This window comes from Microcoleus sp. Pol11C2 (assembly GCF_036701505.1).
Classification (GTDB): domain Bacteria; phylum Cyanobacteriota; class Cyanobacteriia; order Cyanobacteriales; family Microcoleaceae; genus Microcoleus.
On the sequence record NZ_JAUBQX010000042.1, the window covers coordinates 15,796 to 41,339 of the forward strand.

Sequence of the window (25,544 nt, forward strand, 5' to 3'; positions counted from 1 at the left end):
CCCAAAAATCCTACGAAAGGAAGTAGTTATGTTATCTCAACCTATTTTTGGCGATCGCTCTCTGACCCAAGCCTTTTATCAAGCAGTAATCGATCGCTTCTACGACGGTTTCAGTCTCTCCACCCAAGCACTATTGCGAGAGTCTACCCTCGGCTTCGCCCCTTGTCCCGATGGAGTCAAAACCTTTTTCATCATCGCGCCGAGTCTGGATGCAGCAGAGCAACTAATTGACAAAATGGACAGTATTTTGGAGCGAGTTGCCGAACTCATGGCAGGAGTCGGACAGGTTGCCCTGTGCATAGTTCCCCCCGGCAACGAGGCAGAGCAACCGGTAGATCTGCAAGACTTAGAAAAAGTTCCCCCAGATTGTCTGGCTTGCAAATTCTTTACTATTATATGTGCCGATGCTGCGAGCGATCGATAAAAGTGACAGTTAGCAACCAGCAACTGTGCACGGCTGGGCTGAATTTGTCCCTGTGTCGGCGCGGGGTAGATTGTCTGTTAGTTACATTCCCTGGAATTCTCGGGCAAAAGGTGCAGGTAATTAGATCGTTTGCAAGGTTGCACTCGCAATCGTTGGCAAGTGTTAAACAAGCAGCCAATATATATATCCAATGGCCGCTTGTCACTCGAACTGATTTTTACCTGTCGGCTTAAACAGCCGTGCATCTACTCTTGTTCCCCCAAAGTCGGCCACCAAAAAGCCGCATTAACCCTTCGGGGTGTCGCGTTTCAAAAGACAGCAGCAGGAATTAGGCGTTATTGCTGGAAAATACATTTTTGCGAAATATTGGCTCATGTTCAGAACAAGCAGAAATATTCTCAAAAATAGATAACACTTGCCCAGATTTACCTCAAAAACCGGGTTTCTATCCCCGTGCTTCATATTCGCGGTTGGCCGGTAAATTGACAGAAAATAAGTTGTTTGTGGGCGCGTCACAAGCTATACACAAAGCAAAGGTCTACTCAAAAAAAGATGAGTTTCCCAGCGCCACCCTTGGCAGAGCGATCGGATCGCAGGCTCATAGAATTTGTTAAAAATTTCAGTTGAAAATTTGAATTATTAAATTTTATGCCTAACATTGGCGATAAAATCTAAGATTGAAATTCTCAAATCTGAAATCAAGGCATCATGGTAAAACTGACACCAAACCCCAGCTTTAGTTTAACAATTCGGGTTGCTCTGCCGAACCGACCGGGAATGCTGGCAAGAATCACCAGTGCGATCGCATCTGTTGGCGGCAACTTCGGCCAAATCGATTTGATCGAGCAAACCCGCGCCACTACAGTTCGCGATATCACCGTCGATGCCTCCAGCACCGAGCACAATGAAGAAATAGTGCAAGCAGTGAAAGCGCTGCCAGATATCAGAGTGATCGACGTGTACGATCGCACTTTCAACTTGCACCGCGGCGGAAAAATCAGCGTAGTTAGCAAAATTTCCCTCAAACGCCAGTCAGATTTGGCAATGGCATACACTCCAGGAGTGGGCCGCATCTGCACTGCGATCGCCAATGACCCCCAACAAGTTTACAACCTCACAATCAAAAACAATACTGTTGCCATTGTTACCGACGGTAGCGCAGTGTTGGGACTGGGAAACCTTGGCGCTGCCGCCGCACTGCCAGTCATGGAAGGCAAAGCCATGCTATTTAAAGAATTTGCAGGTATTGACGCCTTTCCTATCTGTTTGAACACCCAAGATACCGAGGAAATTATTCGCACAGTGCAGAATATCGCCCCAGTTTTTGGTGGCGTTAACCTTGAAGATATTTCTTCTCCTCGCTGCTTTGAAATCGAAGCAAGATTGCGGGAAACCTTAGATATTCCAATTTTTCACGACGACCAGCACGGCACTGCAATTGTGAGTTTGGCAGCATTAATTAATGCCTTGAAACTCGTGAAAAAAACAATAGAAGAAGTGTGTATCGTGATTAACGGAGCCGGTGCGGCCGGAGTCGCGATCGCCCGGTTGCTGCGTAAAGCAGGTGCCCAAAACATCATCATGTGCGACTCTAAAGGCGTTCTCTCCGAAGACCGCACGGATATGAACCCAGAAAAACTAGAATTTGCCGTCGCTTCGAGCGGTACTTTGGAAGATGCGATCGCCGGTGCCGATGTATTTTTAGGCGTCAGCGCCCCCGGCGTCGTTACCCGATCGATGGTGCGTTCGATGGCCGAGAATCCCATTGTTTTTGCAATGGCAAATCCCATTCCCGAAATTCAGCCAGAATTAATTATGGAGGATGCGGCGATTATCGCAACCGGACGCAGCGATTACCCAAATCAAATTAACAATGTTTTGGCATTTCCGGGGATATTTCGAGGTGCTTTGGACTGCAAAGCTGCCACAATTACGACCACTATGTATTTGGAAGCAGCGTATGCGATCGCCTCTTTAGTCAGTCCTTCCCAGCTTGACAAAGAGCACATTATACCGTCTGTTTTTGATGAAAGAGTTGCCATTGCTGTCGCCGGTGCAGTGCAGTTGGCCGCCAGATCCGAAGGTATTGCCCGCGATTAATCGAAGGAAGAAGGAAGAAGGAAGAAGGAAGAAGGAAGAAGGAAGAAGGTTGGAGGGAAGATACCATGTATAAATTAATGGTCTTTGTACCAGTTTTGTACTTCTTCTTTTGTGATTTTTCTGGTTTCTTCTCATTCCCTCTTTCCTCCTCCCCGTTGATTCTTACTCATTTTTGTTTCCCCATCCTGTCTTTTTCCTCAACATCCATCCGTTAAATCCAGTACAGGGAGCGTTGCCGAACTTCCCTCGAACCTCCAACATCCAACCTCTTCCTTCTTCCCTCGAACCTCAGCATCCATCCGTTACATTCCTTAAATCCGTTATACAATCCGTTGCCGAACTTCCTTCTTCTCTCTTGCTTAATGAAGGATAAAAGTCACAGCAATAAACAACGTAAAAAGATATAATTAAATAAATAAATAAACCAAGTCCAGCTAGGTCAGATGCAAAGCCAGTTAGGAAAAGCCAAGCGCGATCGCTCCCGCCGCCAATTGTTAGAACTCAGCCCGATAGGGCTGGCATTGTGCCGAACGGACGGGACTTTTCTCGACGTAAATCCAGCTTTTGCAAGTATTATCGGCCGCACAGTGGCAGAAACTCTTCACCTCAACTACTGGGAAATTCAGCAAACACAGTGCGTGCCCCCAGAAAAATATCTAGAATGTCAAGTAAAAAATAGCCATACGCACCTGTGCGAAGCAGCATACAAACATAAAAATAACCATCTCGTACCCGTGCGAGTTTCTGAGCGGGCTATTGAAACAGGGGGAGAGTGCGCGATTTGGCTGAGCGCTGAAGAAATTTTTAATCCTGGGCCCGAAAATAGCGATCCGCTGAGATTAGCGCCCCCGCACAGCAATTCACATCTAGAAAAATTGCTGACAAAGCAGACTGCCGAACTGGAAAAAACTCAGAAACTACTCGAAGAAAAAATCGCCGAACTGGAACAGACTCAAGAAAAATTGCGTCTCCAAAGTCAAATTATCGACCAAATTCCCGAGGCGGTAATTTCTACAGATATCGACGGCTCGATAACCATTTGGAATCAAGCCTGCCAAAAGTTATACGGCTATGAAAAAACTGAGGCTATCGGACAGCACATTTCTCTACTTTACCCGCCTGAACAGCACGAGTTTTTGTTAGAGAAAATTATAAAACCGCTACAAAAAAAAGGCGAGCATGAAATAGAAGTTATCACACGCCATAAATCTGGAGAAAAATTTTCCTCGCACCTGATGCTGTCGCTATTGAAAGACCAAACGGGAGAAGTTGTGGGCATGATTGGCTCTTTAACCGATCTCAGCATTTGCAAAGCTTTAGAACAAGAATTAGCACAGAGACAAGCACTATTTGATACCTTTTTGAAGGAGGCACCTGCAGGAATTTGCATTTGGGATTCCCAATTGCGGTACGTGCAAATTAATCATTTTTTAGCAGAAATAAATTGCCTGACTCCAGCAGCACACATCGGCAAAAAGGTCCGTGAAATATTGCCGAATATGGCTTCCAGAATAGAGCCTTTGTACGAACAAATTTTGAGGACAAAACAACCCTTAATTAATATCGAGATGAGTGGTGACAATCCCAGAAAGCCTGGGTTTGTCCGACACCTGACAGGCTCTTATTTTCCCTTGCTCGACAAAGAGGGCGAGGCTCTCGGCATCGGTGCAGTTGTAGTTGACATTAGCGATCGCAAACAAGCAGAAGCTGCGCTGCAAAAAAGCGAACAGCTTTACCGCACTATGGCAAGCAACTTTCCTAACGGTGCGGTAATGTTGTTCGATCCAGAACTGCGCTACACGCTGGTAGAAGGTACAGAATTAGCAGCAGTGGGGCTTTCCAAAGAATTGATGGAAGGCAAGACAATCTGGGAAGTATTCGAGCCAGATGTTTGCGCTGATCTCGAACCAACTTATCGGGCAGCACTGGCAGGAGAAACAGTTGTTACAGAATTTTTTTACAGCGATCGCGTTTACCTCGGTTATGCTTTGCCCGTCAGAAACGAACGGCAAGAAATCATCGGCGGATTGCTAATGACTCAAAACATTACCGCTCGCCAATTAGCAGAAGAAGCGCTCAGGGAAAGCGAGGAAAAATACAGGTGCATCGTCGAGACAGCAGACGAAGGAATTTGGATCGTAGATACGGAGGGTAAAACTACTTTTGTCAACCAAAAAATGGCCGATATGCTCGGCTGCACTCCAGAGGAAATGATCGGGGAGTCGCTATTTGCTTTCATGGATGCAGAAGGCATGGCGCTCGCACAAGTAAGTCTCGAACGCCGCCGTGAAGGAATTCGCGAACAGCTCGATTTTAAGTTCCTTCGCCGAGACGGCAGCGACTTGTGGGCGATGGTTTCTACTAATTCCTTGGCAGACAAACAGGGACGCTATATGGGCGCTTTGGCAATGGTTGCCGACATTACCGATCGCAAGCAAACAGAAGCCGCATTGCAGCAGTCGGAAGCCAAATTTCGATCGCTCTACGAATTAACCAGTTTGCCTGTTTTGATGTTATATGAGAATGGCATCACCGATGCCAATACAGCCACCCTAAAACTATTTGGCTGTACTACCGCGCAACAGTTGTACGGTAAAAACCCCGGCCAAATGTCGCCTCCTTTTCAACCCAACGGCAGAGATTCTGTGAGCTTGGTTAACGAAATGATGGATCTCGCCTTTGAGCGGGGAAACCACCGTTTTGATTGGGTTCATCAGCGCTTAGACGCTACTGATTTTCCCGCAGAAGTCGTGCTGACAATCATCGAGGTTGGAAATGAAAAAATCATCCAAGCAGTTATCCAAGATTTAACGGATCGCAAACTTGCAGAAGAAACTTTAGTGCGATCGGAACAAGCCCTCAGACAGCAAGCTCAGCGAGAACAACTGCTCAATCAAATTGCCAACCAAATCCGCACTTCTTTAGATTTAGATACAATTTTAGCAACCGCAGTTCAAGAAATTCGCAATCTGATGTACCTAGATTGGTGCATTTTCACTTGGTATCGCCCCAACAACAATCCTCCGGTTTGGGACGTAACTTTTGAAGCCAAGAATGCAGATTTGCCGAGTATTCTCGGCACTTATCTTATAGACGACAAATCTTCTTTTGCTGTGCGACAGATTTTGCGACGAGAAATTCTGCGAATTGATGATGTCAGCACTTTTGAAGATGTAGAATTGCGCGAACTTTTCCAGGCTTCAAAATTTAACTCAGTGCTGTCGCTGCCAATTCATACTGCTGCCGGAGATATTGGGGTGATTACCTGCTATCAGGCTATGTCCGTGCGAAATTGGAGCGACTCTGAAGTCGAACTGATGCAAGCGGTGGTCGCTCAAATTGCGATCGCGATCGACCACGCCGAACTCTACACCCAAACCCGCACAGCAGCCCGATTAGCTCAAGCTCAAACTCAACAGCTAGAACAAACTTTGCACGAACTCCAGCGCACCCAAACTCAATTAATTCAAAGTGAAAAAATGTCTAGTTTGGGCCAGTTAGTAGCAGGTGTCGCCCACGAAATTAACAACCCGGTTAATTTTATTTATGGCAATCTCAGCTACACCAGCGAATACACTCAAAACTTGCTAAAAATGCTGCGACTTTACCAGAAGGAATACCCGCAGCCTAGCGCAAGAATTGTAGATGCAAGGGAAGACTTTGAAATTGATTATCTTATTGAAGATTTACCGAAAATTTTAGCATCTATGAAAGTTGGAGCCGATCGCATCCGCGACATAGTTTTGAGCCTGCGAACTTTCTCAAGACTTGACGAAGCCGAAAAGAAACAAGTTGACATTCACGAAGGCATCGAAAGCACGTTGCTGATTTTGCAAAACCGCCTGAAACATAAAACGGATCACCCGACAATTAATGTGATTAAAGAATACGGTAATTTGCCTTTAGTGGAATGTTATCCCGGTCAGTTAAATCAAGTATTTATGAATTTGTTGAGCAATGCGCTAGACGCCTTGGAAATGGAAATGAAGAAATCCGATCGCACCGCCAAAAATCTCGCAATTACGATTCGCACCCAAGTAACCGACAATAACAGCGTTGCCATATGGATAGCTGACAGCGGCCCCGGCATGAGCGAAGACGTGCAAAAGCGCTTGTTTGACCCGTTTTTCACTACTAAACCCATTGGCAAAGGAACTGGCTTAGGATTGGCAATTTCGCACTCTATTATAGTAGAAAAACACGGCGGCAAGCTTTCTTGCAATTCTGTAGTGGGAGAAGGTTCCGAATTTGTGATCGAAATTCCTATGCGACAAAAAATAAATTAAAACCCGTTGCATTAGTATCATCTAATGCCCGAGCGATAGAGCAGATTTGATACGATTCAAATCCGACCCTTTACCACCAAACGGACACCACCAGCGGGTGCCATTGTCAAACCCCGGCGTACTGGCAAAACCGGACGATTTTCTGCAAGTTCTAAGGAGTATCGTGACAGCACTTTCGCCAATACTAACTTCATTTCAAACATTGCAAATGCCGCCCCAATACAGCGGCGGTTCCCTCCTCCAAACGGCAAATATTCGTAAGGCGAAAATTGACGTTCTAGAAAACGTTCTGGTTTAAAGCGCTTAGGTTCAGGGTAAATATCAGGACGGTGATGAACCAAATAAATACAGAGAGAAAGTATCATTCCTTTTGGAATATTATAACCCATTAACTGCATCGGAGCTTGCAGAAGGCGCGGCAATGTAAAAAATAGGATCGGATAAATCCGCAGCGTTTCGCAACAAACAGCATTCAAATACGGGAGTTTACTTAGTTCCGCCGGCTCGCAATTTTCGACATCCATAGAATTGAGCTCTTGCAACAGTTTTTCACGAACTTCTGGGATGTAGTGAATCCAATACAAAGCCCAGGCTAAAGCTGTGGCTGTAGTTTCGTGTCCTGCGAATAACATTGTCATTAATTCATCCCGCAATTCAACGTCGCTCATCGCCTGTCCAGCTTCGTCACGAGCTGAAATTAACAAGCTCAGAATGTCTTCTCCCAATGGTTCAGACTGAGTTTTGCGTTCGCGAATTTCTTGATAAAGCAGTTCATCTAAACGCTGTCTTTGTCGCAGAAATCGTCCCCAAGGACTCCAAGCACCTAAATCTTTTTGCAAAGACTTGATAAACAAAAAGGTAGCGCTTAATGGATTGCTAAACAGGCTGAACATATTAATCATTAGTTGCTGAATTTGCTGGTAGCGTTCTCCTTCGCTCAGCCCGAAAACCGCGTGCAAAATTACTCCTAATGAAACTTCCTGCATAGTTGGTTGCGCGATTACCGAGCTACCAGGAGTCCAATTATTAATTACTTTTTCGGTGGTATTGCAAATGATTTGTCCGTAAGCTTTCATACGTTCACCGTGAAAAGGTGGCATTAAAAGTTTGCGCTGCTGCAAATGTCGATCGCCATCTAACAACAATAACGAATTGGAGCCTACTAAAGGTAGCGTTATCTGGTTTCCCGTGCCGGATTCAAAGAGTTTGGAATCGGATGTAAAAATTTCTTGAATAGCTTGAGGATTACTAATAATTACTTGGGGCGGAAAGTTGCTAAATTTGCTGGTAAAAAAATCGCCGTAGCGCTGATAATTACTCTCTAAATAATACACAGGATTTAAAAGTCCTCGCACTGTCTGAACCAATCTAGCGTCTTTAGGGCCGTCTAGCAATTTGTTGGTAGCATGATTTTGAGAGGGAGAGTTTTCTATGGGGATAGTCATTTGTTTTTCTCAGAGTTTTAGGGTTTCACAGGACTAATCAAAGCATAAGTCTTATTTCAAAAAACTCTCAAATCCCTCAGCTATTGAAAAATAGTACGCGGTAAACATCATAAATTAGTACGGCAATAGTTAAGATACAGAGTAACTCCCTGGCCAAAAGCTCGATCGAGCGGATCTTTGAGATAGCCTATCCAAAACGCTATTCTTCCGAAAACAAACAAAGTTGCCAAAAGTTGATTGAAACTGAGTAAATTAATCATTGTTTACACAAACCTTATTGTAGGTTTTTTCTACCTAGAGATTTTACGTAAACCCGATCGCACCTTGGCGTCTCCACACCAGTTGTCGGTAGATATCCGCTATTTTCGTACATTCTCACAGCTTCCTTGAGAAGGCTAGCAGTTTCAATCCAGATTTCATCAAAGCCGCGAGCGATAATTTTACTTTCCAATTCTTGCAGTAAAAATTTCCCCAAACCCTGTCCCCTTGCTGCGGGCAAAATATACATTTTGCGAATTTCCACAGCATTATTTCCGCGCTCAATTGGATAGTAAGCCGCCGTACCGACTATTTTATCCTGCCGTTCAACTACCCAAAATTCGCCGCCTTGATTGTGATAATGTAGTTCTACATCATAGACATCTCGATCTGCCCCGTGAGGTTCGCATTTTAAACCGTATTCTGCTAAAACATCCCTAATTAAATAGAACGCCTCAGCGCGATCGCGCGTTTCCCAGGAACGAATTAAAAAATCCAGATGTTGGCTTTTCATTGGTTGTTGCAACGTGTATTTAATTTTTAACTTGAACACCTGTAAAATTCGTGATTTTTTGTATCTTACAGTCTTTAAATGCACCTACATTTTAACTGTGAATTCTCGGTTCTGGATGAAGGCTTGCCAGCAACTCGCTCTCTACTAATGATAATTCCTCCAACCTCTGCATCACAATATCCCGATCGAAATAAGTTGTTGCCAAAATCCAATATACCCCGTAATGGCGCGCCTCCGAAGCCATCAAACTGCGATAAAATTTAGCTAATTCCGCGTCGGGACAGCGATCGCCCAGCAGCCCCAACCGTTCGTGACTGCGCGCTTCTATCAAACCAGAAACCAACAAAGAATCCAAAAGCCTTTCGGGTTCCTGCTTGCGAATTTGGGCGGACAAACCGGCACCGTAGGGAGGTGCAGCTAAAGGGCCTAAAGCAATGCTGCGCTTTTCTAACCGCTGGTTGACTTGCTCGAAATGCTCTAATTCTTCGCGGGCGATCGCCGTTAGCATCCTCACCAATTTTTCCCTTGCTGGGTAGCGAAACATTAAATTTAACGCTACTCCCGCCGCTTTCCGTTCGCAATGAGAATGGTCTAATAAGATTGTATCCAAATGGGCGATCGCCTGTTCTACCCAAGCTTCCGAAGTCGGCTGTTTTAAAAACTTAATAGTTTGCTGTGTTGAAGTCATTAGTCATTAGTCAGCATTTATCCTATTTTACCTAATTTTTCAAACACCACATACATATCACCAGCAAACTTTTTCGGATTCCACAGCGGGGACAAATTGGCTGGATCTTTAGATTTCACCAACAGTGCTTTAATTGCATTTCTCAATTCACGTTCTTTACCCAATTTTACACCAACTTCCACATATTCCGACCAAGACCAAGCTACACCAGTTTCAATTCCCAAAGCCTGCAAAAACGAATAACCCATTCTCGACAAAAATTGCTCTCCTGTGCGAGTCACCACTGGCAAATTAAACCACAAAGCCTCTAAAGTGTGAGTTCCTCCGTTGTAAGGATAACAATCTAACAAAACATCGGCCAGCAAATAGATAGTTCTGTGTTCTTCCTCAGTAGCAAACCTGGGCAAAAACTTAATTCGGTGCTTGCTCACTTTCTCAGCTTCGCAAGCTTGGTGATATGCAGCCTCAAACACCGCAGCATCGCCTAAAGCTTTGTGAATTAAAATACTGTTGGGCACTTGTTTGAGAATCGCAACTTGGGCTTGTACCAACTCGTGATTGAATTTTCTGCCGGGTGCAACGCACAGGTAAACTATCTGATCCAAACCGATCCGATTCGACCTTCTCAAAGCAACGGGATCGACTCCATATCTCTGAAAACCGGACACCGCTACAAAGGAATCCGGCATCCTAATTAGCTGCTCGTCATAATATTTTTCCCGCCCGGCTGGGTGCGAATGCCAGTCTGTAAGGAAGTAATTTTCCGGCGATAGGTAAGGGGCGTCAAATCCCAGCCAAGAAACACAAACTGGTGCGGGTTTTTGGTAGAGAATGTCAGCGTTAACTGGTACGCTGAGAGAATCTAAATCAACTAAAACGTCCAATTCATCTTGCTGAATTTTGTCGATAATTTCTGCGGGATTGGCAAGTCCGTTCGGGTAGGTTGTCGGAAAAGTCAGTTTGCCCCAAGTTTCAAATTGCTGAGTGCGATCGTCAGGAATAATTCTTTCGGAAGCGTACAAATACACATTGGGTGTGATGTCGGACAATTCGCGAATGATGTCAGCGCTGCACCAACCTACAGAATGGCGGCTGAAGTGATTGGACAAAAAGCCGATTTTTAACTTGCTGGATGGGGCACTTGGTTTGAAACTGTAATTTGCGGGTTGAGAAAAATTAGGTTTAATACATTGGTCGATATACTTTTGGGCAATTAATCTGTAAAGTTTTGAGTTGGCTGCCAAGTCATCTCGCACATACGGTGTGCTGAATAACAAGTTTGCATAAAGCGATTTAATTTCCACCGGGCTAGCGGATTCTAAGTTTTGCTGCAAGTACGACTCTAGCTCTAAAAATCGATCGCCCGCAATTTGATTTAATCCCGACACTTGATAGGTGCTGATGAAGTAAATCGCGGTCATAATTGGATCTGTTTCGGCACACATTTGGCTGTATTGGTGCACGGCTTGCCGCGCGGCAGCTAAATTGCTAGTATCTCTGAGGATGCCGCACAAATGTTGGTGGGCAGAAATAAAATCTGGTTTAATTTCTAGGGCTTTTTGAAGGTTCGGTATTGCGTCTTTAAATTGACCCTGGTGGCGCAAAACTCGGCCAATTTGACAGTATGCTTCGGCTAAATCGGGTTTGAATGCGATCGCCTGCTGCCATGCAGCCACCGCCTCATCTAACTTCCCTTGCCGCGCTAATTTATCTCCTAAATTTAAGTGAAAATCTACCTCAGCAAGCTGGGGATTGAGTTCGAGAGCTTTTTGCTCGTATGCTACCGCTGCATCCGGCTGCCCCTGCTGCTTCAGTGCCCCTGCCAAATTCCAGTAAGCAGCAGCCAAATTTGGTTTAAGTTCGATCGCTTTTTCGTAATTGACAATCGCCTCCACCACATGCCCTTGTTTGTAGAGCATACTGCCCAAATTAGCATAAGCCTCCGCAAAATCGGGATTCAGAGCGATCGCCTCCGAATAAAACCGCATCGCTTCCTCAATTTGGCCGCTTGCTTGCTGCACATTGCCCATTGTCACGTAAGCCGCCGCCCAATCCGGTTGCAATTCCAGAGCTCGGCGACAAGCAGCGACGGCTGCTGCTAAATTGCCTTGAGAGTAATAGGTTTCTGCAACGACTGTCAGCGACGCAGCATCTTCTAATTGGGGTGTTTCGGATTGGTTGGGAAAATCGGACTTCATTTGGCGGCCTATCTGTGCTATCAAGTTAAAGGTTGAATCTATATTATTTTGAAGAGTAGCAGTTTTAGCGGAATTACGGGCGATCGTCACACAGAATTTATGAGCGAGAAGCAAGCGACACAGCGCCAACATAACATCAAGTGGAAACCAAACCTCCTGCTGGGGATACTCTTGTTAACCTTAGCAATCCCCTTACCCTTTGCCCAAAAGACTTTCGCACAGCAGCAGCAGACAGCCAGCTTTCGGCAGAAATTATTTCAAACTGCTCTTTATTTCACTCTCTATTTTGAGGGTGGATTCAGTAATCACCCAGCCGATAAGGGCGGCAGAACTTATCGGGGCGTTTTGCAAACGGAATACAACGCCTACCGCTACAGTCGTGGGCTTCCGCCCCTCGACGTGACGCAGATGTCGGAAGCAGAGCTCCTAGAAATTTATAAACATTACTGGGATTCGAGCCTCTCGGGCACGATGCAGCCGGCTTTGGCGATCGTCATGTTTGACACCGCCGTTAATTTCGGTATTAATAACTCAATTACCTTTCTTCAGCAAGCCTTAGGATTGCCGCAAACGGGAGTTTTTGACTCGCGCACCAAGGAAGCGCTGAAAGGGGCCAATAATAGAAATACCGCGCTGCAAATGATTAACGAACGAATTATTTACCGCTACAAAAGGGTGCAAGAAGATCCGACTCAGATGGCTTTTTTCCGGGGTTGGCTCAGTCGCGATTACAGTTTGTGGGGGTATGTAAATAAGATTAAGTAGTTGACTGTTGACTGTTGACTGTTGATTGTTATTTCTTATTCTATATTTGTGGAACAGACATCTTGCCTGTGTTCTATAAATGGCCTTGCTGATTTACGGTATGAATAAACTTTTCTCCAACGTTACAAAACTCACCATACTTGGCCCATAGCAATTGGGGAATTTTTAATTCATACCTGTATTTAGCAAAACCAGCTTTTTAAAAGAAGCAGAAGTATGAAAGCAAAAGAACGTAAAACGACCTCGCGCTTTAGATACCCGACTTCTTAAAGAAGTCGGGTATCTGAGTATTCTGTTTTTTTAGGTTTGTCTACTTACTTGCCACAATTAGCAAAAGTAGAGAACAAGTTATAACCTTGAACTTTCGACGCTTGCCATGTATTACGCCGATCGCCAAAAAAACTTGTATCTCTACCAACGTAGCTTTGCCAACCTAATGCAGCAACAGTTGGGTACTGAGCGGGAAAATCCCCTAGCAGAGCAGTGTCTCGCGAGTCAAGTTTCCATCCTACCTTTTTGCTAAATTCTTTAATTTCTTCTTCGCAAGTTTGACAATTTAAACCCTTCCCCGTCTGTTGCCAAATCTCTAACTGCGGAGTGAAGCCGTATTTATTATTGCTGTGTTGCATCCACAATTGGTCGATCGCGCGGAGGTTCGGACAAGACGTGGGGTTGTTGCGGAGTAGAGAGACAGTTTCGCGATCGGCGTCGTCCCATTTCTTAGCTTCTAATAAGGTTTGTAGCTGCCTGAATTCGCTGCCGGTTTCTTGTGCGCTAACCCGAAAAGCTGGCTGCAAAACAGCAACAGATGCGGTGATGAATACTAGGGTCATTTTTCCCAATTTAAACATGATGCTCCTCCCGGTAAAAGTGATTTAACAAATGATTCGTTTTTAGTGCCTACCTCATTTAGAAGGGCAACCACAGGATTGCCCCTACGCTGGAGGTAAATCTAAAGCAACACAAAATCCGATGCAGTAATCGAACTATTCAACCCAGTCACAGTTGCCAAAACTTGATCGGTGGATATAACTTTCAGCACTGTTCCTGCCGCAGTTTGACTAATTTCTAACTGCTGGAAAGTCAAACCGTTATCGAGGGCAAATTTATCGATACCCAGCTCAAAATCAACCACCGTATCCGAGCCGATACTTGGAGTTAACAAAAAGCGATCGCTCCCGCTACCTCCTATCAGATAATCGTTGCCATTTTCGCCGCTAAGGAAATCATCTCCCAAACCGCCAAGCAAAGTATCCTCTCCCTTGCCACCGTACAAACTGTCATTGCCGATACCGCCGTCCAAACTGTCAGCACCGCGGCCTCCAAATAGGATATCATCGCCACTGCCACCTGTCAGCGTATCGAGTCCCCGCCCACCGTAAATCGTGTCATTGCTGCCGCCACCATCGAGGGAATCGCTAGCTTTTCTGCCACTGATAAAATCGTTACCGCTGTCGCCGATTAAAGTATCGCTATCATCAGTACCGACAAGATTTTTGCCCTCAGCGCCCAGAATTTCAGGAGAAGTATTGACAAGTTCCACATCACCTTGCACAACTGGAACAGCGGGTTGAGAAGGTGCTGGAGTTCCTTGAATTTTGGCAGTTAAAAATTCGCCAGTATTTTCGGAAACTACCTGTGCGATTGGTTTTGTGCCAGCGGCTGCTTCTTCGAGGGCGATCGAACTTTCACCTAATGCCACCTTTTGGACTTTGGCAATTTCTGAGGGAATAAACTCAGGCAAAAAGTTAGATTTAACTTTATCCGTGCTTTGATTTGCCTCAGCCATTACCTTCGCCGCTTCCGGGGCAATTTGGGAAAGTTTTTCAGTGTTGAGATTGGTGTCACTTTCTTTTACCTTGGCAACTGATTGCTGGATAATGCTTTCTACCTGCGCCGCATCGCTCAAATCCAGGGAACCACCGGATTGAATTTTACTGTTAATTGCCCCGACAACAGCTTTGACGATCGCACCATTATCAGCCGTAGATGCCCCGTCTATGAGGCTGCTGGTTTGGGTGATGACGTTTTGGACTTTTGTCATGGCGACTAGAGTTTCAACGCCGCCCGCTTCCTTTTTGGCTGTAGAGGCGATCGGATCTAAGTCTAATAAGTCAACTCCCGCAGGAATAGACAGAGTAGATTTAACTTTTGACTCGGCTTCACTCTGCGTCATTCCCCCAGCCATCAAATCAGTTACCAAACTGGTTAACAGAGTAACAACAGTGGCATCCGCAGGCGCTGCAACAGGCGTTTCCAGCGGCAAACCCGTGCCCGTATCCGTCCCTCCAAAAGCTACTAAATTGCCTTCATCTGCATCGATTTTCCCATTTTTATTTTTGTCGAAAGTCTCCAAGGGAATATCGAGCTGATATTCACCGTTAAAGTCAGTAGTAGTTGATGGTTCGTTACTATCTTTAATGCCATTTTTGTTAGCATCTAGGAAGATGGTTGCACCGGAGATGTAACCATCAATAACGCAGCCTATACTAACGCTCGTCTCAAGAAGAGGATCGTCATCGTCATTATTGTAAGCGTAAACAATTGATGTAGTTAACCCGGAGTAATTGGGATCGGCGCTAACAGCAGGGTCGGCAATAATCATGTAATTTTGCTCTCCATCAACTACAAAATCATCAACGCCTCCTACCGTCACCATCTGGTTTTGATTCCAATTAGTAGAATTGAAGGTAACAGTTGGCCTGGAAATTACTCCTTCTCCCACACTATTGGTACTAAAAGTAATACTCACATCAGCAGTAGGTGGGCTGTTGAGTTTGACAAAGAATATGTCTGTGCCACCTGTTTCTGAAGTGACTAAGAATCCCGCTGGTGCATTAATAATAATGTCTGGACTTTCAAGTATCAGTGGGGGCGTCCCTAGTGTCGGCGTCTCTGGCGTCACTGGCGTCACTGGTGTCGGCGTCACTGGCGTCACTGGTGTCGGCGTCACTGGCGTCACTGGTGTCACTGGTGTCGGCGTCACTGGCGTCACTGGTGTCGGCGTCTCTGGCGTCTCTGGTGTCGGCGTGACTGGTGTCGGCGTCACTGGCGTTGGCGTCGGCGTCACTGGCGTCGGCGTTGGCGTCGGCGTTGGTGTCGGCGTAACTGGCGTCGGCGTTGGTGTCGGCGTAACTGGTGTCGGCGTCACTGGCGTTGGCGTCGGCGTTGGCGTCGGCGTGACTGGTGTCGGCGTTGGCGTTGGCGTTGGCGTTGGCGTCGGCGTGACTGGTGTCGGCGTTGGCGTTGGCGTTGGCGTCGGTGTCGGCGTCGGTGTCGGCGTAGTGTCGTTATCGTCGATCGCCACTATCACCCCTGGCACCGAAATTTCGTTATACTTAGCATCAGTGCTGGTTGCAGTGTGAGTAATATTAGCGCTGTCTGTACCTTGGGCCACTGTATCGTCAACAGCTTTTACCGTAACGGTTTGAGCAACATTCCAATTATTTGGAGTGAAAGTCACAGGGGCGATCGGCTGAATCTGATTATTGGTTGTGAGAGTGATGGTAACGGGGGCTGTTGGCTTCGACTTTAATTTGAGCTGGTAACTGCCATTCGCGCCACCTTCTGTAACTTCCGTTTCGGTAAGACTAACAGAAACACCAACCGTATCATTGTCCTCATTTCCGCTACCCTCCGCTACATCATCGTTGTTGAGTAAAACCGAGACGCTGTAAAATTCTTCATTATTGTTTGTCGTAGTTAAGTCTGTCTTGCTGTCAGCATTAAAGTCCCCAACAGCAATGATAAAGGGATCTTCCCCAGCCGAAAAGTTGGCGGGCGCACCAAAACTGCCCGTACCATTTCCCAACAAAATGGAGATACCACCATCGCTCGTCACAGCTAAGTCTGATTTGTTATCGCTGTTAAAGTCCCCAACAGCAACACTATTGGGAAAGTCCCCCGCATTAAAGTTAGTGGGAGCCCCAAAGCTGCCTGTCCCTGTCCCCAACAGGATTGATACGCTGTTAGATTCGTCGATGTTTGTTACAGCTAAATCTGGCTTGTTATCCCCATTGAAGTCCCCTGTGGCGAGCCCTTTCGGATCGTTCCCCGCCTTAAATTTAGTAGGAGTCCCAAAGCTGCCTGTCCCTGTCCCCAACAGGAGCGATAGATTATCAGAAGAGTCTATGAAGGCTAAGTCGAGCTTGCCGTCAGCATTAAAGTCTTCCACGGCGAAAAACCGCGAATTCGACCCATTAACATTAAGGTTAGTAGGAACCCCAAAGCTGCCTGTACCAGTTCCTAACAGGATCGATAGATTGTTATTGCCTATCGTAACTAAATCTAGCTTGCCGTCGCTGTTAAAGTCACCCGCACCAACACCAAGGCCAAAATTTGACTTCCCATCAGCTTCCCCCGTATCAAAGCTCGTGGGAGTGCCAAAGCTACCTGTGCCATTTCCCAACAGGATGGCTACTTCACCTACATCTGCGCTGTCCCTCTTTACAGAAGCTATGTCGAGGTTGCCGTCGCTGTTAAAGTCCCCTAATGCCAGATTTATGGGCATAAAGCCGATCTTAAAGTTGTTGGCAGTGCCAAAGCTGCCAGTGCCTGTCGCCAACAGAATGGAGATGTTGTTAGTTACTTGATTCGCTGTGGCGATATCTGGCTTACCGTCTTTGTTAAAATCTGCTACAACAACGTCACTCGGCCCTTCGCCGACAGGGAAGCTGGTTGCGGTACTGAAGATAGACATGATTAATTTACCTATTAATTGACAACAGTGGTTTCTGATTTTTGGAGTTGTAAAGTCGAATCTACGAGACCCTAATTTGGCAATGTAATCTCTCGTTAAAAGTTGTAGTTGAGATAGTAGCAGTAACTACTTAAAACGTCAATTCATAAAATTCATAACATAAAGTCATAAAAGTCATATTCGTAAAAATATATTTCAATAAGTAGACAATCTAGCAAATTTAAGAGAAATCATATATAACAGAAATCTAGGGATATAAAAATGCGTGGCTCCTGTACAAATCACTTAAAATATGAAACTATGACGGTAGAAGAAGCAATAATTTTTTTGGACAATCTGGTATACGAACAAGCGGAAAAACACCTGAGTCGCTTGCAACAATCGATAATTCGAGGCGTTGTAGGGGGTTTGACGTACAAAGAAATTCAGCAAAACGATCCGATCGCCCGCGGGTACACAGTGGGCTACCTGGGGCGGTATGTCGGCTACAACTTGTGGAAAGATCTCACCAAGGTATTGAAGCAAGCAGAAATTATTGGACAAGAAGAAAGAGTCGTCGGAGCAAATCTTTGGGACTGCATCATGAGAGCTGTACAAAAAGGCACACAACCAGCTAATTCTGTCGATCCCATGTTGCAAAAGCTGCTGCGGATGCGTTACCGAATCAGAGAACATTTGGTCAGCACCGAGTACAGCGATACCTATCTGGCTGAAGATGAAAATTTGCCCGATCGACCTTTGTGCCTCGTCAAGCGCCTGAAAAGCCAGTGTGAGAGAACCTGCCACCTATTCGATCGAGAAACGCGGCTTTTATATCGATTGGGCCAACACGATCGGATACCAGAATTGTTAGCTCGCTTTGAAGAAGATGGATATTTTTATTTAGTCTATCAATTCATCGAAGGGCAACCCTTGTATCAAGAACTAATCGAAGGTCAACCCTGGGAAGAACATCAGGTTATTGCTTTGCTGAAAGATATCTTGGAAGTGCTTGTATTCGTTCACAAACAAGATGTAATTCACCGCGACGTTCATCCTCAAAACTTAATCAGGCGGACATCAGATGGCAAGATTGTATTAATCGACTTTGGGGCAGTTAAAGAAATCAACACTTCACAAAACAGCATCGGTCAAACGAAATCGCGCGGCGGTACTCAGCAAGACTACATTCCCCCCGAACAAGCCATCGGTTCCCCGAAACTGTGCAGCGACATCTATGCTGTCGGGCTCATCGGGATTCAGGCCTTGACAGGGATGCGCCCAAAACAACTCAGAGTTGATAATTTAGGCAATCTCATCTGGCAGAAAAATGCAACTGTCACCCCGAAGTTGGCTCGCGTTTTAGACCAGATGGTGTTGTACGCTTTCCCCCAGCGTTACCCATCAGCAACCGAAGCTTTGGAAGCACTTCAAAAGTTGGGAGTCAGTTGACTGTTGACTGTTAACAGTTGACAGTTACCAAATCCGACTTTAATATCCCCTCTTTAGTCCCTCTCTGGTGGGACTTTATTTGTGTAATAGCGGTTTCAACCGCCGAGTCTTATCTGTTCTGCCGATCGCATTTCCCACAGCCACAGCAATCGGTTTACAATGCGAGCGATATTGTTGCCGATCGACTAATCCGCTACTATTACGCCTCCATGTACTGAGTAAAAACACTCGGTCTTGCCGCGCGATCGGGCCCTAATTTCCAAGGAAAAAGGCTGAAGCTTTAAGCAACAAGGCTGAAGGCTTAAGCAACAAGCAACAAGCAACAAGCAACAAGCAATTTTTTGTTTTAACTTACAAGCAAGAAAAATTATTCAATTCTGCCTAATGCCTTCTACGTAAGAGCCTTCAAGCTCCTGTTGACTATCTATCTAAAGTTAGATAAAATAATTAATATTTTATGCTTAAGAGCTTTGAGAAAATTTTAAGCAGCTTTGTATAGCGGGCAACAATCTCACTAGAGTGTTTATTGTTACCTTAGATACGTAGAAACCCAAATAATTTGAGGGAGCGAGAAATTGGAAGTTTTTGAACGAGCACAACAACTGGAAACGCCCTCAACCCGAATGGCTGCTGTCCAGTCTTTTTCCAAAAAAGCGAGTATTGCAGTAATGGCGATCGGCTGTACAGTCCTTTTGGGTTGGATATTCGATCTGCAAATCTTAAAAAGCATTCTGCCCGGACTCGTTACCATGAAAGCCAATACTGCTGTCTGCTTTATTTTGGGTGGCTTTTCTCTATTCATCCAACAGATCCGGCGCCCCAAATTAACAGCAAGAAAGGGTCAAAATAAATACAAAAAATTAATTTTTATTTTCTCATCTTTAATTATATTAATTAGCCTACTAACCCTAGTACAATATAGCTTTAATTTAGATTTAGGCATCGACCAACTGTTATTTAAAGAAAGTTACACCTTGACAATCACCGGAACACCAGGACGCATGGCACCGAATACTGCTGGTGCTTTTTTATTGCTGGGAACAGCGCTGCTGCTGCGGTCAGAACGTCGGCCTAAATACCTGCGGATTCAAATCTTAAGCTGTTCTGTATTTTTAATTGCATATATGGGTTTGATAGGCTACCTCTACGACAAAGCTTTATTTTACCAAATTGGCAATAATACAGGAATGGCTTTGCACACTTCCGCAGGATTTATGTTGCTGAGCTTCGGCATTTTATTTGCCAGTCCAGAGCGAGGATTGATAGCAGTAATGACGAGTGATCGCGCGGGCGGTATCATGGCGCGGCGCTTATTACCACGGGCAATCATTATCCCGCCTTTAGTCGGTTATTTCATCATATCGGGAGAGCGGTTACAAGCCTATACACCGGAGGTAGGGATATCGCTGTTAAGCGTATTGAACGTGATTATTTTTACAGTTCTGATTTGGCAGAATGCCAAAACTCTTTGCAGCGCGGACCGGAAGCGCTATCGAGCGGAACTGGGACTGAGGAAAGCTAAATCAGACTTAGAAACTCAAGTTGAGAAACGGACTCTCCAACTGCAACTCACTAATGAGCACTTGCAGGAGCAAATTTTCGACACTAAAACAACTAAGCAGGAACTTCAAAAAAACTACAACCTGTTGCTTGCCGTCATCAATAGTACGCCAGCAGCCCTATTTGTCAAAGATATTCAGGGCCGTTACCTGATGCTCAATGCTGCGGGAGCCAGTATAATTGGCAAGTCTGTAGACGACATTATCGGCAGAGATGACAGCGAGTTGTTTCACCCGGAAATTGCAGGCAAAATTAGAAAAACCGATCGCCCAATTATGGCAGCGGGAACAACGCAAGCAATTGAAGAAGAGCTGCCAGTCAAAGGAAATTTGAGGATATTTCTTTCTACAAAAAGTGCTTACCGGGACGGACTAGGAAATATTAGCGGTATAGTTACCATCGCGCGGGATATTACTGAAAGCAAAAAAGCCGAAATCGCCAACAGAAGTCTGGCAGCTATTCTGGAAGCAACCCCCGATTTTGTAGGTACTTACAACATCGAAGGACGCGCCATTTACATTAACAAAGCCGGCAGAAAAATGGTGGGTATAGGCGAAAACGAAGATATATCCAAGCGACAAGTTCTAGAATTCACGGCAGCGTCAGACTACAGCACTTTGAAACAAGCGATCGCCACCGCTGTTTCCGAAGGCTTTTGGAGCGGAGAAACCACCTTCCTGTCAACATCGGGACTCGAAATTCCCGTCAGCCAAGTCCTCATCTCCCACTCCGCACCGGACGACAAACTCACATACATTTCGACGATCGCCCGTGACATCAGCGATCGCAAACACGCTGAAAAAGCCCTGCAACTGTCTCAAGCTCGTTTCGCCGGCATTGTAGAAATTGCCGACGACGCGATTATTTCCGTGGATGCTGACCAAAAAATTATCTTGTTCAACCAAGGTGCAGAAAGGATTTTTGGGTGGACGGCGGCTGAGGCGATCGGGCAATCCCTGAGCCTCCTGTTGCCCGAAGCTTTTGCCACGGCTCATAGTCACCTCGTCAGCAATTTCGGCTGTGGCCTTAAACAAGCCCGAACAATGGGCAAACGCAAAGAAATTTTCGCCCGTCGCCGAGACGGTATGGCATTTCCCGCCGAAGCTTCTATTTCCAAACTCGAAGTGGCAGGCGAAATCATATTCACAGCTATTTTGCGCGACGTGACAGCCAGCCGGCAAGCCGAAGAATTTGTGCGCCTGAGTGAGGAAAGATATCGATCGCTGGCAATGGCAACCGCACAGATGGTTTGGATGACAGACGCTAACGGAATCGCCGAGAAACCTGAGCCTGATTGGATAGCTTATACGGGCTTGAGTTCTGAAGACAAGGACTACTGGATAAAATCAGTGCACCCAGAAGATCGCGATCGCACAATACAAGCTTGGATGCGGGCCATAGAAACAAAAAGTCTCTACGAAGTCGAGCACCGCTTGCGAGCCGCAGACGGCAGCTACAGACACTTCTGGGTGCGGGCCGTCCCCATTTTGGCCGCCGACGGCAGCGTTCGCGAGTGGGTGGGAACTCACACCGATATTAGCGAGCGGGTGGAAGTTTTGGAAGCACTCAAGCAGTCCGAGGGACAGTATCGAGTGCAAGCAGCCCAGCTCGAAAAAGCTGTCCACGAGTTGCACCAAGCACAAACTCAACTAATTCAAACCGAAAAAATCTCTTCTCTCGGGCAGCTAGTCGCCGGCGTCGCCCACGAAATTAACAATCCCATTAACTTCATTTACGGCAACATCACCCACGCCAGCCAATACGCCACAGACTTGCTCGGTTTGCTCAATCTTTACCAGGAAAAATACCCCAATCCGGTCCCGGAAATTGTAGAAGCAGCCGAAGATATTGAAGTTGATTACTTAATGGAAGACTTTACGAAGATTTTGGAATCAATGAAAGTAGGAGCCGATCGCATCCGCGACTTAGTTGTATCCTTACGCAACTTTTCCAGACTCGACGAATCGCAGATGAAGCGAGTAGACATTCATGAAGGAATCGAAAGCACTTTGCTAATTTTGCAGCACCGGATCAAAGCTAATGTACTTCGTCCCGCTATTGAGATTATCAAAGAATACGGCAATTTTCCAAAAGTCGAGTGCTATGTAGGTCAGCTCAATCAAGTATTTATGAATCTTTTAGGAAATGCGCTAGACGCCCTCGAAGACTACAACAGCACTCATTCTTCACAAGAAATATATTCTCGCCACAACCAAATTCGGATTAGCACCAGTGCCAATTCAGACACAGTAACAATTCGCATTGCAGATAACGGGATGGGAATCAATCAAGAAGTTATTGGCAAGTTGTTCGACCCCTTTTTTACTACTAAACCCGTCGGCAAAGGCACAGGTTTGGGACTCTCAATCAGCTATCAGATTATAGTTGAAAAACACCGAGGCAAATTGCAGTGTATTTCTGCCCCTGGCGAAGGTGCAGAGTTTGTCATCGAGATTCCCATTTGCCAGGAAGTATCAGCGCTGGCTACCGAAAACACAAAGGAAATGGTCATTAGTCATTAGACAGTTGACAGTTGACAGTTGACAGTTGGCAGTTGATCGTTGATGGTTGCCATTAATCATAAATTTTTCAACGTCTCCCCGTCTCCCCATCTCCCGTCTCCGTCGCTCGATCGCCCTAAATCGAAATAATTCTTTACAATAACAAAGTAACAATCCAATTAACTTTGACAAAATCCCTTGAAAATGCCTGTAAACCAACTTTCTCCAACCACAGCCTCCACGCAAACACCGACACTCGACTTTGACATAGCCATCGTCGGAGGCGGCATAGTCGGGGCCACCTTAGCCAGCGCCTTAAAAGATTCCGGCTTAAAAATAGCAATAATTGAAACCCAACTCCCCGCAGCCGCCGCAGCCAAAAAACAAGCCTATGCAATCACCCTGCTATCAGGAATGATCTTAGAAGGTATCGGCGTGTGGCAGCAAATCTTGCCGCAAATCACCACCTTCGAGCAAATTAGCCTCTGCGACGGCGACTATCCCGGTGTCGTCGAATTCCACCGCCCGGATTTGGGAAATACTGGCAAATTGCCCGTACCAAAAGCAGCTTTAGGTTACGTTGGCGAGCACCGAGTCATGCTGTCAGCTTTGCAAGAATCTTTGGCAAAAAACCCGAATTTTAGTTGGGTTTGTCCGGCGGAAGTAGTGGAGGTAAAATATTTAACCGATTGCGCGGAAATAGAAGTCAAACAAAACGGCGAAACTCGGACTATTCGCACCAAATTATTAGTCGCCGCCGACGGTTCGCGATCGCGCATCCGCACCGAAGCCAACATCAGCACTCGCGGCTGGAAATACTGGCAATCCTGCGTTGCTATCACCATTAAAGCAGAAAAACCGCACAATGATATCGCTTTTGAGCGCTTTTGGCCGAGCGGCCCGATGGGAGTTTTACCCTTACCTGGGAACCGCTGTCAAGTAGTTTGGACAGCACCCCACGCGGAAGCAAAAGCTTTGCAACAAATGGATGAAACAGAGTTTTTAGCTTTGTTGGAACAGCGCACTGGCGGGCTTTTGGGGCGTTTGGAATTGGAGAGCGATCGCTTTTTGTTTCCGGTGCAGTTAATGCAGAGCGATCGCTACGTTTTGCCCAGATTAGCACTAATTGGCGACGCCGCCCACTGCTGCCATCCCGTCGGCGGCCAGGGATTGAATATGGGCATTCGAGACGCTGGGGCGATCGCCCAAATCTTGCAGCAAGCGCACCAAAAAGGCGAAGACATCGGTGACTTGCGAGTATTGAAACGGTATCATAACTGGCGCAAAAAAGAGAATTTAATCGTGTTAGGATTTACCGATTTTCTAGACAGATTATTTTCCAATACTTGGCTGCCAATTGTAGCATTTCGCCGCTTTGGATTGTGGTGTTTGCGGACAATTCCCCCAGTGAGGTTTTTAGCCTTGCGGCTGATGACAGGCTTGATGGGCCGGCCACCAGAATTAGCGCAAAATTAGAAGAAACCAGGTTTTTTACCATTTATCCTGTACGGGCGGGTTTTACTCACAATAATTGCCGCAAACCAACAAACTCATAAACCCGCCCCTATCGACTAAATTCATCTGCGTCCATCAGCGTATATCCGCCGACATCTGCGGTTCACAAACTTTAGAAAGGTTTCTGGCCACCCATCGAATCATGGTAAAATAAACATCGGTGTTACTGACAACTCCCCACAATGGAAGAAACCCGCGCCCAAGCTTATCTGCAATTGATTGAGACACTCCTGAATGGCGCCAAAGGTGAGGAACTGCAGATTTTACAGGCTAACTTAGAATTGCTAGATTCGGGGTTTCTGCAAGTTTGCGAGGTAGTAGCAGAAAAATTGGCAGGGGAAGGATAGAAAAATGGGAGTAATTAATTTTTTACGAAATCTTGCCAGTCAACTAGGGCAATTCTTGTGGAGAAATGATGAGGGAGATAGCGATAACTCTGAAGGTGAAAATCGCCAAGAGTATTTAGAGTTTATCGGAGAATTATTGCAAGCAGAAAAAGATAGCAAGGCCGATATTCAAGTAATTAACCCCATGCTGGTCGAGCGGCAACATCTCCTCAATGACCGTTTTGCCGAGATTTTACAGCTAGTGATCCCGAATTTTATTGCCGAACATCCCAAAGCAATTGAATCTATTCTCGGCGACATCGGAAACTTGAGTATTCATATTCGTGACTTTCCGCTGGGGAAAAGAGCGAATAATCTTGAAATTGCCATTACTGGTTATCAAATACTTTTAAATAATTGGGAACCGGGAAGCGAAAATTGGGCAACGACGCAAAATAATCTGGCAATTGCCTACGCTGAGAGAATCAGGGGAGAGAAAGCAGAGAATATCGAACTGGCGATCGCATATTTCACTGCTGCATTAACCGTCTACACCCCTAATGCCTTTCTCGAAAAATGGGCCGGCACGCAAAATAATCTGGGAGAAGCCTACCGTAACAGAATCAGGGGAGAGAAAGCTGATAATATCGAAGTTGCGATCGCATATTTCACTGCTGCATTAACCGTCTACACCCGCGATGCCTTTCCCGAAAAATGGGCTATGACGCAAAATAATCTGGGAGTTGCCTACAGTAACAACAGAATCAGGGGAGAGAAAGCTGATAATATCGAAGTTGCGATCGCATATTTCACTGCTGCATTAACCGTCTACAC

Annotated in this window: 14 protein-coding genes and 1 pseudogene; 9 read left to right on the top strand and 6 right to left on the bottom strand. The window is 45.8% G+C overall.

The window, feature by feature from the left end; genetic code table 11:
• Positions 1-28: 28 nt before the first annotated feature.
• The 3 genes from QUA42_RS20815 (at position 29) to QUA42_RS20825 (ending at position 6,810) form a co-directional block, all read left to right on the top strand.
• Positions 29-424, top strand: a complete 396-nt coding sequence (locus QUA42_RS20815; protein WP_333139679.1) for a hypothetical protein — start codon at positions 29-31, stop codon at positions 422-424.
• 708 nt (positions 425-1,132) lie between these two features.
• Complete coding sequence (locus QUA42_RS20820; RefSeq protein WP_333139681.1) at positions 1,133-2,524, top strand: malic enzyme-like NAD(P)-binding protein; 1,392 nt, start codon at positions 1,133-1,135, stop codon at positions 2,522-2,524.
• A 443-nt stretch (positions 2,525-2,967) separates the two neighbouring features.
• Positions 2,968-6,810, top strand: a complete 3,843-nt coding sequence (locus QUA42_RS20825; RefSeq protein ID WP_333139683.1) for a PAS domain S-box protein — start codon at positions 2,968-2,970, stop codon at positions 6,808-6,810.
• A gap of 56 nt (positions 6,811-6,866) precedes the next feature.
• Here the strand turns inward: QUA42_RS20825 and QUA42_RS20830 are convergent, their stop codons facing one another.
• The 4 genes from QUA42_RS20830 to QUA42_RS20845 all read right to left on the bottom strand — a co-directional run bounded on the left by QUA42_RS20830 (position 6,867) and on the right by QUA42_RS20845 (position 11,913).
• Positions 6,867-8,255, bottom strand: a complete 1,389-nt coding sequence (locus QUA42_RS20830; protein WP_333139685.1) for a cytochrome P450 — start codon at positions 8,253-8,255, stop codon at positions 6,867-6,869.
• 274 nt (positions 8,256-8,529) lie between these two features.
• Positions 8,530-9,027: a GNAT family N-acetyltransferase gene (locus QUA42_RS20835; RefSeq protein WP_333139687.1), complete on the bottom strand. Its 498-nt coding sequence runs from the start codon at positions 9,025-9,027 to the stop codon at positions 8,530-8,532.
• Between the two features lie 91 nt (positions 9,028-9,118).
• Positions 9,119-9,715 (bottom strand): tRNA isopentenyl-2-thiomethyl-A-37 hydroxylase MiaE, encoded by a 597-nt coding sequence (locus tag QUA42_RS20840; RefSeq protein WP_333139689.1) that lies wholly within the window; start codon positions 9,713-9,715, stop codon positions 9,119-9,121.
• Positions 9,716-9,732: 17 nt separating this feature from the next.
• The gene (locus tag QUA42_RS20845; RefSeq protein ID WP_333139691.1) at positions 9,733-11,913 is read right to left on the bottom strand and encodes a tetratricopeptide repeat protein; all 2,181 of its coding nucleotides are present in this window, start codon (positions 11,911-11,913) and stop codon (positions 9,733-9,735) included.
• A gap of 99 nt (positions 11,914-12,012) precedes the next feature.
• Here QUA42_RS20845 and QUA42_RS20850 point away from each other — a divergent pair, with 99 nt between their 5' ends.
• The gene (locus QUA42_RS20850; RefSeq protein WP_333139725.1) at positions 12,013-12,678 is read left to right on the top strand and encodes a glycosyl hydrolase 108 family protein; all 666 of its coding nucleotides are present in this window, start codon (positions 12,013-12,015) and stop codon (positions 12,676-12,678) included.
• A 314-nt stretch (positions 12,679-12,992) separates the two neighbouring features.
• On the opposite strand, the gene QUA42_RS20855 is transcribed toward QUA42_RS20850, so the two are convergent.
• Both QUA42_RS20855 and QUA42_RS20860 read right to left on the bottom strand, forming a co-directional pair.
• Positions 12,993-13,529 carry a GUN4 domain-containing protein gene (locus tag QUA42_RS20855; RefSeq protein WP_333139693.1) on the bottom strand — a complete coding sequence of 179 codons (537 nt, stop codon included), beginning with the start codon at positions 13,527-13,529 and terminating at the stop codon, positions 12,993-12,995.
• 101 nt (positions 13,530-13,630) lie between these two features.
• Positions 13,631-17,377 (bottom strand): FG-GAP-like repeat-containing protein, encoded by a 3,747-nt coding sequence (locus tag QUA42_RS20860; protein WP_333139696.1) that lies wholly within the window; start codon positions 17,375-17,377, stop codon positions 13,631-13,633.
• A gap of 300 nt (positions 17,378-17,677) precedes the next feature.
• Between QUA42_RS20860 and QUA42_RS20865 the strand changes: the two genes are divergently transcribed.
• From QUA42_RS20865 to QUA42_RS20885, 5 genes and pseudogenes are all read left to right on the top strand, one after another.
• Positions 17,678-18,808 carry a serine/threonine-protein kinase gene (locus QUA42_RS20865; RefSeq protein WP_333139698.1) on the top strand — a complete coding sequence of 377 codons (1,131 nt, stop codon included), beginning with the start codon at positions 17,678-17,680 and terminating at the stop codon, positions 18,806-18,808.
• Between the two features lie 575 nt (positions 18,809-19,383).
• Entirely contained in the window at positions 19,384-22,890 is a 3,507-nt protein-coding gene (locus QUA42_RS20870; RefSeq protein WP_333139700.1) for a PAS domain S-box protein, read from the top strand.
• Positions 22,891-23,073: 183 nt separating this feature from the next.
• Positions 23,074-24,345, top strand: coding sequence for an FAD-dependent hydroxylase (locus tag QUA42_RS20875; RefSeq protein WP_333139702.1), 1,272 nt, complete (start codon positions 23,074-23,076; stop codon positions 24,343-24,345).
• Positions 24,346-24,566: 221 nt separating this feature from the next.
• The gene (locus QUA42_RS20880; protein WP_333139704.1) at positions 24,567-24,731 is read left to right on the top strand and encodes a hypothetical protein; all 165 of its coding nucleotides are present in this window, start codon (positions 24,567-24,569) and stop codon (positions 24,729-24,731) included.
• A gap of 4 nt (positions 24,732-24,735) precedes the next feature.
• Positions 24,736-25,544 (top strand): annotated as a pseudogene (locus QUA42_RS20885) (hypothetical protein); the annotation flags it as partial.